Annotated in this window: 13 protein-coding genes and 1 pseudogene; 12 read left to right on the top strand and 2 right to left on the bottom strand. The window is 32.5% G+C overall.

Annotation, left to right across the window (positions count from 1 at the left end):
- The first annotated feature begins 97 nt into the window (after positions 1-97).
- From WFZ86_RS00975 to WFZ86_RS00935, 9 genes and pseudogenes are all read left to right on the top strand, one after another.
- Positions 98-1,195 (top strand): slipin family protein, encoded by a 1,098-nt coding sequence (locus WFZ86_RS00975; protein WP_342690211.1) that lies wholly within the window; start codon positions 98-100, stop codon positions 1,193-1,195.
- 55 nt (positions 1,196-1,250) lie between these two features.
- The gene (locus WFZ86_RS00970) at positions 1,251-1,817 is read left to right on the top strand and encodes a metallophosphoesterase family protein (protein ID WP_342690210.1); all 567 of its coding nucleotides are present in this window, start codon (positions 1,251-1,253) and stop codon (positions 1,815-1,817) included.
- A gap of 21 nt (positions 1,818-1,838) precedes the next feature.
- Positions 1,839-2,384, top strand: coding sequence for a 3'-5' exonuclease (locus WFZ86_RS00965; protein WP_342690209.1), 546 nt, complete (start codon positions 1,839-1,841; stop codon positions 2,382-2,384).
- 235 nt (positions 2,385-2,619) lie between these two features.
- Positions 2,620-3,246, top strand: a complete 627-nt coding sequence (locus WFZ86_RS00960) for a hypothetical protein (protein WP_342690208.1) — start codon at positions 2,620-2,622, stop codon at positions 3,244-3,246.
- A gap of 39 nt (positions 3,247-3,285) precedes the next feature.
- The gene (locus WFZ86_RS00955) at positions 3,286-4,416 is read left to right on the top strand and encodes an AAA family ATPase (RefSeq protein ID WP_342690207.1); all 1,131 of its coding nucleotides are present in this window, start codon (positions 3,286-3,288) and stop codon (positions 4,414-4,416) included.
- 4 nt (positions 4,417-4,420) lie between these two features.
- Entirely contained in the window at positions 4,421-5,119 is a 699-nt protein-coding gene (locus tag WFZ86_RS00950) for a hypothetical protein (protein ID WP_342690206.1), read from the top strand.
- A 5-nt stretch (positions 5,120-5,124) separates the two neighbouring features.
- Positions 5,125-7,674 carry a ribosomal protein L7/L12 gene (locus WFZ86_RS00945; RefSeq protein ID WP_342690205.1) on the top strand — a complete coding sequence of 850 codons (2,550 nt, stop codon included), beginning with the start codon at positions 5,125-5,127 and terminating at the stop codon, positions 7,672-7,674.
- Positions 7,664-9,424, top strand: coding sequence for a hypothetical protein (locus tag WFZ86_RS00940; RefSeq protein WP_342690204.1), 1,761 nt, complete (start codon positions 7,664-7,666; stop codon positions 9,422-9,424). The genes WFZ86_RS00945 and WFZ86_RS00940 overlap by 11 nt, the downstream gene beginning before the upstream one ends.
- A 111-nt stretch (positions 9,425-9,535) precedes the next feature.
- Positions 9,536-11,070: pseudogene (locus WFZ86_RS00935) on the top strand (IS1182 family transposase); the annotation flags it as partial.
- 205 nt (positions 11,071-11,275) lie between these two features.
- Here WFZ86_RS00935 and WFZ86_RS00930 read toward each other — a convergent pair.
- Positions 11,276-13,942, bottom strand: coding sequence for a S8 family serine peptidase (locus WFZ86_RS00930; RefSeq protein ID WP_342690203.1), 2,667 nt, complete (start codon positions 13,940-13,942; stop codon positions 11,276-11,278).
- A gap of 689 nt (positions 13,943-14,631) precedes the next feature.
- Complete coding sequence (locus tag WFZ86_RS00925) at positions 14,632-14,778, bottom strand: hypothetical protein (protein ID WP_342690202.1); 147 nt, start codon at positions 14,776-14,778, stop codon at positions 14,632-14,634.
- Positions 14,779-15,561: 783 nt separating this feature from the next.
- On the opposite strand from WFZ86_RS00925, the gene WFZ86_RS00920 reads away from it, so the two are divergent.
- The 3 genes from WFZ86_RS00920 to WFZ86_RS00910 are packed head-to-tail and all read left to right on the top strand — an operon-like array spanning position 15,562 to position 19,288.
- Complete coding sequence (locus WFZ86_RS00920; protein ID WP_342690201.1) at positions 15,562-16,308, top strand: nucleotidyltransferase domain-containing protein; 747 nt, start codon at positions 15,562-15,564, stop codon at positions 16,306-16,308.
- On the top strand, positions 16,305-16,991 hold the full coding sequence (locus WFZ86_RS00915; RefSeq protein WP_342690200.1) for a hypothetical protein: 687 nt from the start codon (positions 16,305-16,307) through the stop codon (positions 16,989-16,991). Before WFZ86_RS00920 ends, WFZ86_RS00915 begins: the two co-directional genes overlap by 4 nt.
- Positions 16,988-19,288, top strand: coding sequence for a DEAD/DEAH box helicase (locus WFZ86_RS00910; RefSeq protein ID WP_342690199.1), 2,301 nt, complete (start codon positions 16,988-16,990; stop codon positions 19,286-19,288). Before WFZ86_RS00915 ends, WFZ86_RS00910 begins: the two co-directional genes overlap by 4 nt.
- Positions 19,289-19,518: the final 230 nt, after the last annotated feature.

Raw genomic sequence — 19,518 nt, 5'->3', positions numbered from 1 at the left:
AAGTTAGATGTTAGAAGTAAAAAGTTAAAAGTAAAAATATAAATGAAGTTTTCAACTGTTTCAAAACCTGAAACTTGAAACTTGAAACAAAAATATTATGATTAAAAGAATTAAAATCGAAGGTTACCAAGTAGGTTTGGTTTTAGAAAACAGAAAATTAGTAAAAGTAGTAGAAGAGGGTTTACACTGGATTTTTGGAGACAAAAATGTGTTGATCTATGATATGAATGCCGTTTTTCAGGCTCCGTTTGAGTTGAGTGTTTTGTTGCAGAATGAAGTTCTGGCCTCAATGCTAGAAGTTGTTGAGATAGGTGATAACGAGATCGTTTTGCAATTCGTAAACGGAAACTTTAAAGGTGTTTTAACTCCTGGAAGACACGCTTTCTGGAAAGGAATTGTAAAAAATGAGTTTACAAAAGCAGATCTTTCTAAAATTGAAATCACTGAAAATGTTCCAGTAAACTTATTAGAAAGTAATCAGTTAAGATATTTTACAAGAAAATTTATTGTAGCAAGCAACGACAAAGCTTTGTTGTTTGTAAACGGGAATTTTGTAAAAGAATTAAAATCCGGAACGCATTATTTTTGGAATAACGCTATTACAATAGAAGTTAAAACGATTGATATGAGACAACAGCAAGTTGAAATCTCAGGTCAGGAATTGTTGACTAAAGATAAAGCAGGATTGAGAATCAACTTTTTTGTGAGATATCAGGTTGTTGATATTATGAAGGCTTTGATTGAAAACAAAGATTTTGAGAAACAATTGTATGTTGTGATGCAACTGGCTTTGAGAGCTTTTGTTGGAAGTCTGACTCTCGACGAATTATTGAGTAAAAAAGATACTATTGCCGAAGAGATTTTAAAAGAAGCAGCTTCTAAAATTGAAAACTTAGGTTTAAAAATTTCTGATGCAGGAATTAGAGATGTTATCCTGCCAGGTGATATGAAAGAAATCATGAATCAGGTTTTGGTTGCTGAAAAGAAAGCGCAGGCAAATAGTATCATGAGAAGAGAAGAAACAGCTGCAACAAGAAGTTTACTTAATACAGCAAAACTGATGGAAGAAAACGAAATGTTGTGGAAGCTGAAAGAGATGGAATACGTTGAAAAAATCGCGGATAAAATTGGAGAAATTACAATTTCCGGAAGCGGAAACGTAATCGGTCAATTGAAGGAAATCTTCGTGAAATAAAGAAAAACCATCAACGGGAATGCTGATGGTTTTAGTTTGAAAATTTAAATTAGAAATGAATCAAAAAATATTTTTTACGTCTGATCATCACTTTGGTCATACGAATATAATCCGGTTTAGTGAGCGTCCTTTTGCTACCGTTGAAGAAATGGATGCGGAGCTCATTAGGCGATGGAATGAAAAGGTAAGTCCGCGAGATATTGTCTATCATTTAGGTGATATTTCGCTCGCAAGACCTGAACGGACAAAAGAAATTTTAGATCAATTGAATGGATCTATTTTTCTTGTAAAGGGAAATCATGATAAATCGGCATTAAGCTATGCGAAACGATTTGAGTGGATTAAAGATTATTATGAATTAAGTGTTGAAGATGCAGAAGGATCAAACGGAAGACAGAAAATAATCTTGTTTCACTACGCCATGAAAGTCTGGAGAAGTTCTTTTAGAGGAACATGGCACTTGTACGGTCACTCACACGGTCATTTGTTTGATGATGAAACATCCCGTTCGTTTGATGTTGGTGTAGACTGCCACAATTACGAACCTCTTTCTTATGAAGAAGTAAAAGTTCTCATTATGAAGAAAAATTGGAAAGCTCCTTTTGGAGACAGAGAACTATAAAATATTTAAAAATTAGAAAAAATGAAAACTACAGATAAAATTATTATTATCGATTTAGAAGCCACATGTTGGCAAAGCACGGTACCGCAGGGGCAGGAAAATGAAATTATTGAAATTGGATTAGCAGTTCTGGATTCAGAAACAGGTGAGATAACTAAAAGCCAAGGTATCTTGATTAAACCTCAGCGTTCAGCTGTAAGTCCGTTTTGTACAGAACTGACCACTATTACTCAGGATCTGCTGGATAAAAACGGAGTGAGTTTCGAGGAAGCAATCGAGAAATTGACAGATGAATATCAGCCAGATTTATATACTTGGGCAAGTTACGGTCAATACGATCTGAATATGCTTAAAAAACAATGTAAATCGTTTGGAGTACTTTATCCTATGGGTAATGACCATATTAATGTAAAAGTATTGTTTGCAGAAAAATTTGGACTGCAAAAACCAACTGGCATGAACGGAGCTTTGCACTTGTTGGAAATCCCGCTGGAAGGAACGCATCACCGCGGAATTGATGATGCAAAAAATATTGCCAAAATCTTAAATTGGTGTTTAAAGAATTAGATTTTTTTGTTGACCGCTATCAATTGATAGTTTTAGAAGGGGACTGCAAATATTTACATTTGCGGTTCCTCTTTAATATAAATAAAGCTGATTTTAATACTTTTCAGTATACAAATAATATTTTAAGAAAGTTCTGGTTTAATGATATATTTGTGAACAGGAGTTTTAATTAAAGATAGCTATTGATACTTTTCGAAATAATTAACCTGGGAAAAATAATTACAATATAAGAGAGATGGATAAAACCAAGACCTCATTTTTAGATACCATTTATCATCTCAGAACCATTGAGCAGGTTATTCTGTATGATAAATTAATTACTATTTCTAAAGAAGAAGAAACTGATACCGTTTCATTTCTGGAAGCAGAATATGAAAGGGAAATTTTAGAATATCCTGGGACTGTTCCGGCTTTTAATCAAGAGGCCGCTTTGTGGGCAGCCAAAACGGTATATTTAGCAGCACAACTATTATTGAACAGAGCCCATAAAATAAGTGATTTGGAGTTGCTTTTGCATGAATGTAGAGAAAAACATGATGCTTCTGCAATCATTTCAGCTGATATATGCCTGCGATTTTTACCACAGATTGTTGCTGAAATGAAAAGAATAGATCCTGAAGATTTAGTGATTCCTATTTTAGAAAAGCATTTAATACAGTTTCATTATTCAGCTATCGGATTTGAGATCGATACAGAAAAGATGAACTACGATATTGTTTCGGTAGATGACTGTTTGCGACAGCTTTATATTGACCGAATCGTGCATAGAAAAGCAGTAAAATTTGCTCAATCTGATTTCATCAAAAAGCAATTAGAAATAGGATTTGGAGATTATAAAAAAATATTTTGGGCACAACTTTAAGCAGATAATTGAATTAAGTAAAAAAATAGAAAGAAAAGAATGAATGCTACCGATAAATTAAATACTGTTTTAAAGCATATAAAGGAGACTTTTGTTGGAAAAAATGAAATTATTGATCTGCTTGGAATTGGTTTACTGGCCAGAGAAAATGCCTTTTTGTTAGGACCTCCGGGAACGGCAAAAAGTGCGATCATCAGATCATTGTCTAAAGGAATTGAAGGAGATAAAAACTTCGAATATCTATTAACCCGATTTACAGAACCAAATGAAATTTTTGGACCTTTTGATATTCGTAAACTTAAAGAAGGTGAATTGATAACAAACACAGAGGGAATGATGCCAGAAGCTTCAATGGTTTTCCTTGATGAAATTTTTAATGCGAATTCGGCAATTTTGAACAGTTTACTAATGGCACTTAACGAAAAGATATTTCGTCGCGGTAAAGAAACTAAAAAACTTCCGGCACTTATGTTTGTTGGCGCAAGTAATGTTTTGCCAGAAGATGAATCTCTAAATGCATTATTAGACCGTTTTTTAATTCGAATAAAATGTGACTATGTAGAACCGGATTTATTGCAGCAAGTATTATTGGCAGGATGGAAATTAGAAAGTGGGGATTCAAAAGAAAGATCAACAATTTCGGCCGATGAGGTTCGTGAACTGCAGCAGCTTTGCCGTAAAGTAGATTTGACTGCGATACGAAATGAATATGTTGACATAATTCACAGCCTTAGAAATACGGGTATTAAAGTATCAGACAGACGTGCCGTAAAACTTCAGAATCTTATCGCTGCCAGCGCATTAATGTGTGGCAGAAATGAAGCAATTGTGTCTGATTTTTGGGTTCTAAAATATATCTGGGACAATGAAGAACAAATTGAAATATTAGAAGGAATAATTAATAAAATTATAGAGAAAGATAATTCTGAATCAGCTCACCCACAGGCTTTATACAATAAAACACCAGATGCCGAAAGCGTGATAAAAGAAGTGAATTATCTGACCGAAAAATGGCAGGATGAGAATCTTTCGTTTGAAGAACAAAACGTTATTAAAGATAAACTACGATACATTCAGACCCGTTGCGACTGGATTAAAGATTCAGAACAGAAAAAGTATATTCAGGATCATATAGAATCTTTGTGGCAGAAAATTCTACAAACTATTTAATAATATGTATTTTTTAGAAATTAAAAAAGAACACAAAGATTTTTTGGGAGCAATCAGGCATTGGGACAATCTTAAAGTAGCTTTTGAAACGGATACAATCTGGATAAAAGATTTTTCGGCTGAACAGATAATCTCAACTGAGCTTCTTCAGATTCCATATACAAAACTCTATGAGCTAAAGGACAATTTACTGTTTGAAAAAGGAAAACTTTTACCAGTAAAGAAACTTTCTTCAGGATTATTATGGGCACCCATTTTGAGAGCTTTACCAGTTTCTCTTCCAATGTTTAATCATAACTTTTTTGGTATTGATCAAAAAATAAAAATGGTTTTAAAGCCTTCAGAAAATGTAAAAGAAGCCTATGCTTTATTGGCAGATTACGAGGAAGTGAAGTCATACATTTTAACGGCACCAAAATATAGGCTGGAACTATTGCGCTGGGTTGTTATCGATAAAAAAGTATTGATTATTGGAACACCTTTGTTGCCTTTAAAGGGCATTACCTATTGGTTTGAGAATGACTTTTTAATTCCTTCTGGATATGATTTTGAATGGAATGTATTAGCAAAAACGCTGCAGGAAAAAATAAATCCTTCGGCAGAAGATCTGGTGCTTTGGAACACCGATAATACGTATTCAAAAATACCAATTAAAAATATAAAACCGCTTTCAATAAGCTCTTTTCGTTTAACTTTTTCATAAAAAAAATGGAATTTCAAAAATACTTTCAATCATACGAGGACTATTTCTGGGAATGGGACAATCAGATATTTTCTGCAGATAGTGTATTTGAATCTATAGCTATTCCGAATGGGCAAACAATTGGCTACGAAAAATTTGTCTTCGAAATTTTAGAATACCTTTCAGAAGACAGTATTCCGCCATTTGGGACTTTACTATTGGCACTTATAGCCACGAATCCGGAAAGTGAAAATGCCATTGAAATGATTCATAATTTGGTAAAAAGTAAGAATATAGTAACTGCTTTTCCACAATCTCAGTCTTTTAGAATTGGAGCAGGTATTGATTTTTTGAAATTACTTTCTCATTTGCCGAATGAATATAAAGCTGGCGAAAAAAGAATGAATTTGTTTCAGACTATTTTTCACGAGTGTCATAACAGAATTTCAGCAGAAAAAGCAAAAAAAATTCTTGAAGAATATAAAAACCATAGACATCATTTAGTACGATCATCTGTTAAAGACGAATTTAATGAGGCAAATTTCAGAAAAGATTTCAGAACACTTGCATTACTAAAAGTTAAGTTTCCAACAGTTCAATCCGTTATAAATGCAATGGAGAGTGTTCCGCATCAGGATTTAAATGAGAAATTAAATGAGGAAGTTTTGGAAGAAAAAAATCTATCTGATAAAATGACTGATTTTGTCGATCAGCTTATTCAGGAAGATAAAACATTTTATGTAGGAAGTCTTATTAAACGACTTTGGTCCGGATTAAATATTCCGCTTCATCACAATCATCCAAGTGAACAGCCTTTGGGAGGGATTTCAGATTTAACCAATAAAGGTGACTTTGATAAACTCGTAATTTCTGAGTTTGCTTATGATGACGATGTTTTTATGTCCAGAATTGCTAATAATGAAGCGTTGTATATTCAGCGTGAAGTACCACCGGAAGCAGATAAATTTAAGCGTATTTTATTAATCGATAATACATTAAAAAACTGGGGGAATCCTAAAATTTTGGCTTTTGCTTCGGCTATTGCCATTGCCAGACATCCTAAAACAGATATTGAATGTCAGGTTTATGTGGTTGGAGAAGATTTCAAAGAAATTGCTGTTACAAACGTCAATGAAGTTATAAATTCCTTAAGCGAGCTTAGCGGTAAACTAGATTGCTCAGCTGGATTAGATTCGTTTTTTCTGGAGAATAAAATCAATAGCAAGAACCAGGAAGTTTTTATTTTTTCCTCAGAAGAAAGTCTAAAACTAATTCCGATGCAAAGAGCCATGAATACTTATTTTGATGATATTAAATACGTTTTTGCAATTGGCATGGAAAATATTAATGTCTATAAAAATCAGAATAAAGGAAGGAAAATACTCCAACAAATTGTATTGCCTTTAGATGAATTATGGATAAGAAATCATAATGAACAAAAAGAGAAAGCAAAAAAAATAGCAGATGAAAGTATATCTCTCCTTTATCCGGTTGAGCGGTCTTATCAAAATATATTCTCTTACGAAAATGAGTTTTATATGTACATAAACGGCAGTTTGTTTGCGTTTTCAAATGATAGATTTGATAAGGGATTCGTGAAAATAGCATCAAACCTTCCGTTTAAAAATGGCAATTTTGCCTTGAAAACCAGTAGTAAAGGAGAGAAAATACTTTGGTATCATTATTATGATCTGATACACTATGCCAGTACCATAAATCTTAGTACTAAAGAATTAAAAAACTATAAAGATTTTAACCAAAAAATCAATCAAAAGGTACTTAAAGTGTTTGAATACAATAATGATTTTTATTTTGGTGGTGGTGTCATCGATCTTTTGCCGGATTTTTACCAGATTGCTAACGACTTTAGTCTAACAGTAATGAGAAACGAAAAAGTAAGGCAGGCTTTTAATAATAATCTCGAAGAAAAAGATGCATTTATCAGTAATTACAAGTCGAGTAAAGTTAAATACACTGTAATAAAAAGATTAAACAATGTTGTGATAGACAAAGATGTTTTAAAGATAAATGATTGTCATTTTAGAAATTTAAAATTTGTAAAGGATCAATTTTCATTTAAGTCGGAAGCTGATGTTGTATTTAAAGAAAGTGTCAGTCTTATTTTAAAAAACAAAGGGGTATCACCTTTGGCAGTTGTAAAAACAATAAAAGAAAATACGGATAAAACTTTAAAAGAGGCTAAAGAAATTGTCGATGAACGATTTAGTGTTATTTTGAAAGACGTAACAAAAAGTGCTGCTGAAAATCTGAAAAAAGAAATCGAAAAAAACGGAGCTGTGTGTTATGTAGAATCCCAATATTTCGAGTCTGAGGATGGCAGTAAAATTACCAATCAGGATGGAATTCTGGTTTTTGAAAGCAGCGACAAACGTATAGACAAGTTTTACGTTCCTTTTGTTCTAAACATACAGACAGCTATGGCTTCAGTAGATGAATTTGCAGGGAATCAATATTTTATTTCACCTGAACATGGACAAAATGTAACAACAGGTGACAGATTTATGGAAAAATATTTTAAACCATTTATTTTGAATATCGTACATCATGGAGCTTAAACTAAAGATAAATTCGAAAAACACATTTCCAAAAGGAGGCATTTTTATTAAAAGTACCTCAGCGGAAGTGTGGCTTCATGAAATTCAAAATATTGGGTTAACACTTGATTCTATTAAAGTTTTTCCTATTCCAGGTGTACGTGCAAATGAATTATTTGGCTGTTTGATAGTTTTTAATCAGAACAAAAGTAAAATTGCAGACATCGGCAAAAACAATTTTTACCAATTAGCAGAAAATAAATTGTTTATTCCTGAAAATACATTGGTTACACCTGAATTAACAGAAGAAGAATGGCATAAGTTGTTTTCGGAAGAATATCATTTCTTACATCCGGAAATTGGTTTGGTTGAATTGAAAGAAGAAGTTAACTGGTTAGATTTACTTCATTTACCGAATCTAAAACAAATCGAAATAACGGAACCTTCAAAAACTGTTTTGATTCCGCAATTTATTACTTCGATGCGAATTGAGGTGGATCAGGAAAAGATTTTAGAAGGCATTGAAAATCCGGTTTCAGAAGAAGAAATGATTGAAAAATTGCCTTTTAACATGAAGAAACTGTTGAATGGCAACAACCGGGAAATGGATAAATTTCTGGCTTATTTAGAGAAAAATCCTGAAATGGCAATGAAGTTAGCAATTCCATTGGATACACTTGGAACCGGAAGAGGTGGTAATGGAGGTAGTTTTTCTTTTAATACCGGAATTGGCGGGCTGTTTAATTTTTCCTGGATACACCGATTTCTTGCCAATCTTTCTTCGGGAGATAGCTCTACTGGTTTTTTTAGATATGGTTTTGTTTTACTGTTTGTGGTTTTGGCCAGAAGTTGTAAAGGTTCTGAATTGAAATCAAGTTTACCATCTATCCTGGTTTTTATTGGAATCGTAATTTTTGTGATTTTTATGATTTCGTTGTGGGCAGGATCGCAATCAGGTTCTTCAGGTTCTTCAGGCGGAGGTGCATTTTTAATTGATTCGAACAGGTTTAGTACCTTGCAAAGCAGATATGAGAAACTGGCAGAAGATTATATTGCCAGAGAACAATTCGAAAAAGCTTCTCATATTTATTTAAAGCTTTTAAAAAACAATCATAAAGCGGCATCGGCTTTAGAGAATGGTAAATTATACCGTGAAGCGGGAGCGGTTTATTTGAAGTATCTTCAAAATAAAACCAAAGCGGCAGAATGTTATGAAAAAGGACACGCTTATAAAGAGGCAATCGGACTTTACAAAGAACTAAATGAAGATGAAAAAGTGGGAGATTTGTATGCGATTCTAAATAATAAATCAGAAGCAGATAAGTATTTTAATAAAGTAATAGAAAATTATAAAACGAATTTTCAATACTTAAAAGCATCTTTAGTTTATAAAAATAAAATTGGAGATATTACAAATGCTCAGGAATTACTTTTAGAGGGTTGGAAAACGAATAAAGATGCCGGAAAATGCCTGAATAATTATTTTGCAAACTGTAAGTCGGCTGAAGAGTTATCCACTGCTATAACAAATATTTATACAAGTGAAGTGTCTTCAGTAAATGCCCCGGTATTTCTTCATTTGTTGAAACACGAATTTACAAAACATGATGAGCTTGAAGAAATGATCAGAAATATAGCGTATGAAATCGCTGCTGAAAGAATTAATGGAAGTCCCGAAATTGCCTCAGAATTAGTACATTTTAATAAAAACAATAAATCATTGTTAAAAGATGTAATGAAATATAAACTTAAGGTAAAAAATAAAGGGTAATTTCTATGTGTTGTAATTATAAGAAAACGAGGCTGTCCGAAAAGTAAGGACAGCTTTTTTTTGCTGTTTTTAATCTAAAATAGCATCTTAGAGTTGCACAAAAAACGCGCAATAGCTAAAGTAATATTTAAATCGCAATCGATCAATACTCCGGAACTTTTTCCGATAAATATTTTTGATAAAATTTCAGAAAATCACCCTGTTCGCTTAGTGGACAAGGTCGTCAATTTATTGGATATAAGCCATATACTTAAAAAATATAAAGGAGGCGGTACCTCTGCCTATCATCCCAGAATGATGCTTAAAGTTTTGTTTTACAGTTATTTGAACAACACTTACTCTTGTCGAAAAATAGCAAAAGCACTCACCGAGAACATTCATTTTATGTTTATTTCAGGCTACTCAACCCCTGATTTTAGAACCATCAACGATTTTAAAGGAAAGATTTTAAAAGAGAACATCAAAGATTTATTTGCCGAGGTAGTCAAAATGCTTGTGGAAATGGGCTATGTCAGTCTGGATATCCAATACATCGACGGAACAAAAATAGAAGCCAAATCCAACAAATACACCTTTGTCTGGCGGGGTTCTATAGAAAAATATAAAGAAAAACTCGAAGTAAAAATCAACAGTTTTATCCGATAATCAAGAAGTTAACAAGGAAGAATTACCAAAAAAAATAAACTCGGAAGAGCTGAAAAAAAAATTGGCTGAGCTAAATAAAAAGCTCAAGGAGCCTAACAAAAAAACAGCCAAAGAGCTTCAAAAGCTTCAGGAAGAACACCTGCCAAAGCTCGAAAAATACGAAAAAGATTTAGTGATTTTAGGCAATAGAAACTCCTACAGTAAGACAGATCCTGACGCTACCTTTATGAGAAATCGAAGATTCACGAATATCAAAAAAACAAATAATATTAATGAGTAATGAAGGAAGACCATATGAAAAACGGACAGTTAAAACCTGCATACAACCCTCAGATATCCACAGAAAATCAATTCATTACCAACGTAACCATTCATCAAACACCTAACGACGCTACGACTTTAAAATCCCATCTGGAGGAATTTAAAAAAAGGTACCAAGACAAAGCAAAACAGTGGTGGCCGATGCTGGTTATGGAAGCGAATAAAACTACGAAATGCTTGAAAATAAAGACATAACAGCCTATGTAAAGTATAATTATTTTCACAAAGAGCAGAAGAAAAAAATGAAGGACAACCCGTTTCTTGTCCAGAATTTGTTCTACAATATACAGCAGGATTTTTACGTATGCCCAATGGGGCAAAAGATGGAAAACATTGGCAGTGGAAAACGGACATCGGCCAACGGATACGAATCACAAGTATCTTATTATCAAGTAAAAAGATGTGATGAATGCCCACTTAGAAGTTTATGTCATCAAGCCAAAGGAAACAGGACAATAGAGGTAAACCACCGTCTGAACCAATTAAGGGCTCAGGCCAAAGAGCTGCTCATGAGCGAAAAAGGACTCGAGCATCGAAGTAAACGCCCAATAGAAGTTGAAGCCGTCTTTGGACAGCTAAAAAGTAATAATAAATTTAATCGATTTACCTTTAAAGGCTTAGATAAAGCAGAAATGGAATTTCTATTGATGGCTATCGGATACAATTTTCGAAAAATGGCGACAAATAACAATAAAAAGCACAAGACTCATATAGAATTTTCTGTGCGAGTTCGAAATAGACTTATAGAAGTCGAAATTTACCTTTTTAAAACCCTAACAGAATATTTTTTCATAAATCAACCAACGCAAAACCAATCCGTAAATTTGCTGCATAAAAAAGGCTGCCCTTTTCGGACAGCCTCTTTTAAGTAATAAATATATCGTTTTATTTTTTAACAAATTTCTTTGAAACTGTTTTCTCTCCGTCATTCAATTCAATAACGTAAATTCCTGAAGGAATCTCAGATACATCAATTCCTGTTTCAATAGCATTACCAGAAATTATTTTTTTACCAATTAAGCTATAAATAACATAAGTTACTGCTCTATTATCGAATGTACTGATATTCAAAATCCCCTTGGTTGGATTTGGATAGACAACAAAGTCATAATTCTTCTTGTCACTAACAATTGCTAGATCAGAAGTTATTGCATTCACAACACTAGGAGCAACAATATTTACAGTATAATCTTCCACCTGCCCGTATGTAAATGATTCACAAGAAGTAGGAACTGCGTTATACTTCATTGAAACTCTCACTCTTTTTGGACCTGTAGTTGTAGCGGCAGGCACAGTAAATGTTCCTGCTACTGGTGTAGTTGTAGTTGCTGTTCTTGTGAAAACCTGCTCACCAGCATCAGTAAAGTCTCCATCGGAATTGTAATCTATCCAAACTGAATATCCTTCAGCATATGTAGTACTTCTCCAAAACGGAGTAATTGTAATTGTATTTGCTGTACCTCTAGTTAAGTTGGTTGATAATGAAGTAAAGTTTTCATAACCTGTTGTACCAGTTGAAGCGTTATTGATAGTGCCTAATTGAACTCTTGCAATTCTCTCATCAGTAGTATTTGTTGATGTAGAAGTACAATAAGTTGGAGCAGGTACATTTGACGTCGTAAAGTTTAAGCTAGTTGAAAAAGCAGAGGATGTATTGTTTGGACAAATACTTTTTACCTGAAATTCATAAGCAGTACTTGCTGTCAAACCTGTTAATGAAACTGACGCACTTGCTGATGTTCCCGTTGTCCATGTTGTTGCAGCTGTAGTTTTATATTGGTACTCATAAGTAGTTCCAGTCACTGCCCCCCAAGAAACTGTAGCTCCAGTAGCAGTTATAGCTGAACTTGCTAAGTTAGTTGGCACTGTTGCATTACAAGTAACTGCATTTGTAGTCACTCCTGTAACAATCAAAGTATAATTTTGGCTTCCACCTGAAAGTGTTGTTCCTTTATGAGTTACTGTAATTGTATATTGACCAGTAGCACCCGTAACATCCGCTCTTTCAAAATTATCTTTTGTATTGTCACCTGTTCCATTTGTGTTTGCACCAGTTAACCTCCAAGGAGAAAATACAGAGCTTGATTTAGTTATACGAATATCTAAATCATTTATTAAAATTGCACTTGAAGAATTTAATGCAGTGGTTGCAGTTCCAGCAGGATCTGTCCAACAAATAGATGCTAATAACTTATTTACTCCATCACTGTTCACATTAATGGTGTACGTTTGTCCAGGCTGTAATGTCAATTCACTTATAATTGAGCTATTCCCAGTATTAGTTATGGTTTCTGCCGCTCTTTTTACATTCAATAACCCCCAACCAAAAACAGGATCTGGGCCAGTCAATCCAGCATCATCAGCGGTATGAAGAGCAAGTCCTCTTAAGCTCGCTGATCTCATAAAACTACCTTTAACATTTCTATGATGTTGTTGTAAAAGCAACAAAGAGCCTGCAACATTAGGCGATGCCATCGATGTCCCTGATATCGTTCCATAAGCTGAATCCGAGTTTTGGTAAGAAGAATAAACACCTGATCCATTTCCAGCAATATCTGGTTTGATTCTTAAATCATCTGTTGGTCCTTGGCTACTTGACGAACTGATGGCTACCGAAACTAAATTTCCAGCTGAATCAATAGTAGCATCTTGTGCATTAGCTACAACCAAGTTGTTTTTTGAGGTAGAATGTCCTGTTAATTTATCAAATCCTGCAGCTAAAGGATTTGCAGTAATCGACTGACTTCCATCATTTCCAGCTGCTACCACCATTAAATAATTAGGAGCGTTATACATAAGATTATCCCAGTCTCTAGAATCTTCTATATAGGCTCCTGGAAAATAATTGGGCAATATATTATTTCCTGCATCATCTTTTGATCGATAACCGTAAGAGTGATTAGAAACTAACATTCCATTTGCTGCTTCAGTTGTAGCTTCAGACAAATCATTATTCCACATATACCCCTTTACTTTAGAGTGTGAAGCCATACCTTTTGCATTAGCCGCAAAACCACTAGCACATATTGTTCCTGTTACGTGAGCTGCGTGAAAATTAAGTTGTGTTCCTCCTTCAGTAGAGGCGTCTTCTACTGACACTCTATTTGTTCCTCCAGCACCATCATACTCCTGATGTGTAACTCTTGCATGTCCTCCATCCCAAACATAAGCAGTCATGTTTTGTCCATCTAAACTTAATCCAAGACCTCCACCAGTATTTAAATAATTTGTTCTGGTCGATCTTGCTGCAGCGACGTTAAAAGTTCTGTAATATAGTAAACTTCCATCTGCATTTACTTTTTGTAATTCAGCAAATCCTCCATCTTTTAGAGTAACAGACACAGGAATATTATTTGCTTTTGCAAACGTAATCGCTGCTTTTTTATTGGTTTTCTGTTTTTCTAAAAATGAACTTGATAGTTTCTTAATCTCTTTAGCGTTGTACTCTTTTGTAATTTGTGCTCTTTGTGACTTTGTCTGACCAAAAGTCGTAAGCATAGAACAAAATAACGCAGTAAAAAGCGTTCCTTTAAAATAGTAGTTTTTTAGCATTTTTTTGAGTTTTTTGGTTTTTTTTGGTTTATAAATTCCTCACGGGATTTAAGAATAGAATACGAATTTAATAAAAAAAATAAAACAAATGCGAATTTAATTACATTATCACTGTTAAAATACGAAAATAGAATTCAAATAACACAATCTACTCTTTAGACTTTTTAAAAAAAATAAAAGCAAATTTTCCCCATATTTTAAGAGGTAACGGGCATTTTAAACCTAAAACTTACCCATCACAATCATACCTAATATTTATTCTCCCTTGGCAAATTAATAGAGCAATATTTAAAAGAAATGAATTAAAAAAATAGGTTTTTTCGTGCTAATAAAACAACTGCATAGTGCGAAACTTGTTTTGTATAAACCCAAAATCCGCATTAGAAATCAACTACAACTAAATTACTTCATCTTTTTTAATTTTTTTAGCGGAGCAGTGAATCAATTTATTTTGCTGTAACTATTGTTGTTTTGGTCAAATGCAATTTTTATATCCTATTCAAAAACAACAACTTACTACTATTTTCAAAATAAAGACAGTGAAAATTAACACAGCCAAGAAGAAAAAAAAATCTCCAATTTCATCAATTGGAGACTTTTTAAATGTTTAAGAAGTAGTTCAGTAATTCAAGAGTCTAAGATGTCCCCAATCGTAGATCTCAAATGATCTGCAATACTCTTTAACTAAATTACATATCTGTAATGCAATACAATAGCTCAGCCTCTTCGCAAGACATTGTTGATGGAACAATCACTCTCGTTCCGTCCTGACAAGGACAAGTGATAAACTCATCATCTCCTCCTTTAATTCTTTTCTGTTCTTCTCTTGTTAGCATCTGAACACTTCCCAAGTCTAAAATTTTTTTTATCATAATCGTAATATTTAAAAGTTAGTGTTAAAAAAAATATTTTAATTGACTTAAAATCAATTAGTTAAAGTTAATAATTAATTTTATAACTTTTCTCTTTTTGGCTTAAAATTAACAATTATTAACATATTATCCTGTAATGTAGTACTGAGTACGCAAAATAGCTACGTAGTGATATTTCAACTTTGGCTGTAGAAATAACGTACCACAGCTTGAATAAACAAAAAAAAAGAGAAAATGCTAAACAATCCACTTTATAAAAATAATCTCCAAACCATATCATTTACAGCTTCACAAGTGCTGGCATGAGCGACTCTAGAGTGCCATCAAGAAATAACAAGCAAGAAGGTAACCACCTATAGCCTTACTTTCGTTTTGGACTGCTCTTGAAAGCGCAGCAGCCTCTTCAAGGATGTTTTTTTTCTAGCATAAAACTTTATTTTTTAGTTCTTTACTATTTCCCTCAGGCCACCCGTTGGTTTATACTAAATATCAAAACCGATTGAGGCTAGACGACGTGAAAAATACAAAAATGTTAAAATCAAGAAATAATTGAAAAGAATAGTAACACATACCAAAAGTCTAAGTATTGAAGATATACTTTCTGATTCAAGGCCTTTGCGTGAAATTGGACTAGCAAAGTCACTAAGAATGAAAAGGATAAAGCTTGTGTGATGAATCGAGAATTACTTTATTCTTAAAATAGTATTAGTAACGAATAGTCATATATATTTTTTAAATTTGAGAAACATGCAAACAAACATACTAAACCAATTAAAAGCTATCGAACACGAAAAAGGCGTCACCCTACTCTATGCCGTAGAATCGGGCAGTCGTGCTTGGGGCTTTGCCTCACCCGATAGTGATTATGACATACGTTTTATATACCGCCACGATTTGAACTATTACCTCTCGCTTTGGGAACAACCCGATGTGATTGAGTTCATGACCAAAGACGATTTAGACGGTAGCGGTTGGGATTTACGGAAAACCGTAAAATTATTAGCCAAAAGCAATGCACCTTTGCTAGAGTGGCTGTACTCTCCGGTGGTGTATTATGAACATGAGGCGTTTGCTACCCAAATGCGTGCTTTGGCCAAAGAATGCTTCTCGCCTATCGCCTGTTTGCACCATTATTTGGGCACGGCCAAAAAATTCATGACCGTATGCGAGCAAGATGAGGTAAAACTAAAAAGTTATTTTTATGCGTTACGCACCGCCTTAGCCGGAAAATGGATCATAGAAAACAACAGCTTTCCGCCCGTTGCTTTTGCCGAATTGCTGCTCATTGCGCCACAAAACATACAAGATAAAATAAAAGAATTAATGCAACTCAAAGCCCGCCAAGACGAAAGTTATCTCCACCCAAAAGAAACTTTGATCACTGATTTTTTGATAGAAACAGTACAATTTAATCAAGACAATGCGAGTAAGTTGGGAAGTGGGAAGAAGATGAGTGAGGAGTTGGATGGAGTTTTTAAAAAAATAATTTTATGATTGGTTACAAAATAACAGAAAAAATCAAAATTGAAGAGCATATAACTTTCATTAGAATTTCTCCAACCGACATTGGGTTAACTTTAAGAAATATCTTTGATTCATTATCTGATTTGAGTTGGCTCAATCAATTTGATGAAGAATACACAATAAAAGATGCATTCCAAGTTAGAACAGAAGCAACAATAAAATATATTTCTGAAAACATTATTAAAGAGAATGATGATTCGATTACTCAAAACTCAGCAGAATATATTGTCTCTGAACTTGCAAGAAAATCTATAGTTAATGAACTTAAATATTTAGATATTCCATTAGCAGAATTGATAAAAATTAAGGACGTAGGAAATCATGGTTTTGATTTTTATAGTAAAAATAATAATGATGTCTTGATTTTTGGAGAATCTAAATATCTTAAAGGTCAAAATGCTTATGGGAAGGCATTAAAAGGTATTATTGAATTTGTAAATAGAAAACAAGATTCATCTGATATTATTGATATTGATAAATTTTGTTGTAAAAAATCAAAAGAGAACTTTACTAAAGGTAAAAAATCATTTGCTGCTGCTTTTTCTTCTAAAAAAGATAAAACAGAAAACTTAATTAAAAATATTAAAAAGAATAAAGAATTTATTGAATTAAAAAAATACGAGGAACTTATTTGTGTTGCTGTTGATATATGAATAACATAATTAAAAATATAATTGAAGGGAAAGATATTGACAAAATAATATCTTATGTATTGGATAGGCTTTTTAGAATTGGACCTGTTAATATTTCTGACATGGAAATATTAACATATTTGTTTATATACCAAGCAGAAAAAATTGAATTACATAAAAACTCAGTATTAAATTATATGGGTATTTTTTATAAAGACTCTCCAAGAGATACTCTAAAAGAAGTTGTATTTGGTCAGTATAAAAAATATCTTCATGATAAATATGATAATTATTTGGAAAACAATGAGTTTTTTACTCCAGTTCAAGCCGATATCATTAAAGGAATTGATAGTAATAATTGTTTTAGCTTTTCTGCTCCTACAAGTACAGGAAAGTCTTTTGTATTCATGAAAAAAATTCTTGATTGCAAAAATAATGTAATAGTAGTTGTACCATCAAGAGCATTGATAAATGAGTATTTTATTAAATTAAATAACTTAATAAAAGACAAAACAATAAATATTCTAACCTTCATTGATAAAATAAATACTAAAAGAGCAAAAAAAAATATTTTTATTGTTACCCCAGAAAGATGTAGAGAATTATTTAAATACAAAAATGAAGATGCCTTTAATGTTGATTTGTTTCTTTTTGATGAAGCACAGCTAAGCAATGACGAATATAAAAGAGGCTTGTACTATGATAGTATAGTTAGAAGGTCTTACAAAAAATACCCTGACTCTAAATTTGTTTTTGCGCATCCTTTTATTTCAAACCCAGAATCACAAATTGAAAAAAATTTCTTTGACAAACATAAATCGTTTTCAAAACCTTATAATCAAAAAAATGTTGGTCAAATATTTATTTACAAAGAAAATGAAAATTATTACCATTTTGGAATTGACAAAAAGATAATGGGTAATAAAAAAGTAAAATGCAATTATGACCCAATAAAACAGGTTTTAGAAAATAATGGCGGAATGCTGATTTATGTCTCAAAACAAAAAATTTATGACAAAAGGATATTAGAAAATTTTAAGGAATATATTGATTTGTGTCCAATTTTAGAGAATGAAAGAATAGATTATTATGTTGATGAATTAAAAAAATTAATTGGTGGAAATATAAATTCTGGAAAATATTATTATTCACAATTTATTGATTTAATCAGAAGAGGTATAGTAATACATCATGGCTCAATGCCTCTAGAATCAAGAATACTTGTAGAAGAATTTACAAAGGAAGGTCTCTGCAGAATTTGTTTTGCAACATCGACACTTGAACAAGGAATAAATATGCCATTTGATATTGTCTTTATAGATATGCTAGAGGTTAAAGATGGATTAGCATTAAAGAATCTTATCGGAAGAGCTGGTAGGTCAACTTTGGAGAATAAGTTTGATTTTGGAACTATTATAATTAAATCTAACATGAGTGGTTTTAGAAATGTTATGCTAAATACAGAGAAATTAAAAAACATATCTGAAATAGAATTAGATAATGCAAAAGATGACGATTATAATGATTTCAAACAATCAATAAAAGATGGGACTTTTAATGATGAATTTAATTTAACCCCAAAAGAATTAGAAAACATAGAAAAAGATTCAACTCAAAAAATAATTTCCAAGATTTTAAATAGTGTTTTTTTTGAAAGTGAGCTAATATCTTTAAATAAAGTCAATAATGATTTAGAATTCAGATTGGATCTATATAATAATTTTATAAAATTATTTGAAAGTTTCTTAAAAAGAGATTTGACTAATGCTGAAGCTGATGTTTTAAATACAGCAATAAAAATTATGTTATGGAGAGTTTATGGCAAAACTTTCAAACAAGTTTGTTGGTATAGATATTCACATGCAATTAAATCACATATAAACAATGAAATCGATAAAATGGCAAGTTATATAACAGGGTTTCACGAAATACCTAATAAAAATTTAGGGAGATATCCTTTGTATGATTCAAGAAAAACTTTATCAAGAGATGTAGATTATGATAGAATTGTTTATGACACATACGACTATATTGACAAATTAATAGGTTTTACACTAACAGATAAGTTTTATGCTGCATTTATTAATTTTCATGAAAAAACAAATGATATAAGAGCAAAAAAAATTGCTAATTATATTAAATTTGGAACGGATAATAAAAAGGAAATATGGATGCTAAGATATGGTTTATCATTTGAAGACATTGAAAATTTATATGAACACATTAAGTCCATCAACTCGGAAGAAATAACTTTTAATGAGTCAATAAAAAATGTCCCAATAGAATTTAAAAAATCGATAGAAAGATATCTAAATTAATATAATAACCATCCAAACCCTCCGCACCCAAAACGGCAACCTTTTCGAAGTCATTTCGGGCAGTAAGTCGTTTGGGTTAGCGCCCCCAACCTCAGCAACCCATACCAATTTGTTTCCAGAGCATTCATCAAAATAAAAACACTTCCATTTGGAGTAGCCTTCACAAGTCGAGAATCAAAAGTCGCACTTACATTTATAGAACTACAACACCTGCTTTTTTGAGATTATGC

Source organism: Flavobacterium polysaccharolyticum (assembly GCF_038739875.1).
Classification (GTDB): domain Bacteria; phylum Bacteroidota; class Bacteroidia; order Flavobacteriales; family Flavobacteriaceae; genus Flavobacterium; species Flavobacterium polysaccharolyticum.
The sequence above is the reverse complement of the archived record's forward strand: the minus strand, read 5'-3'. Positions and strand labels throughout refer to the sequence as shown.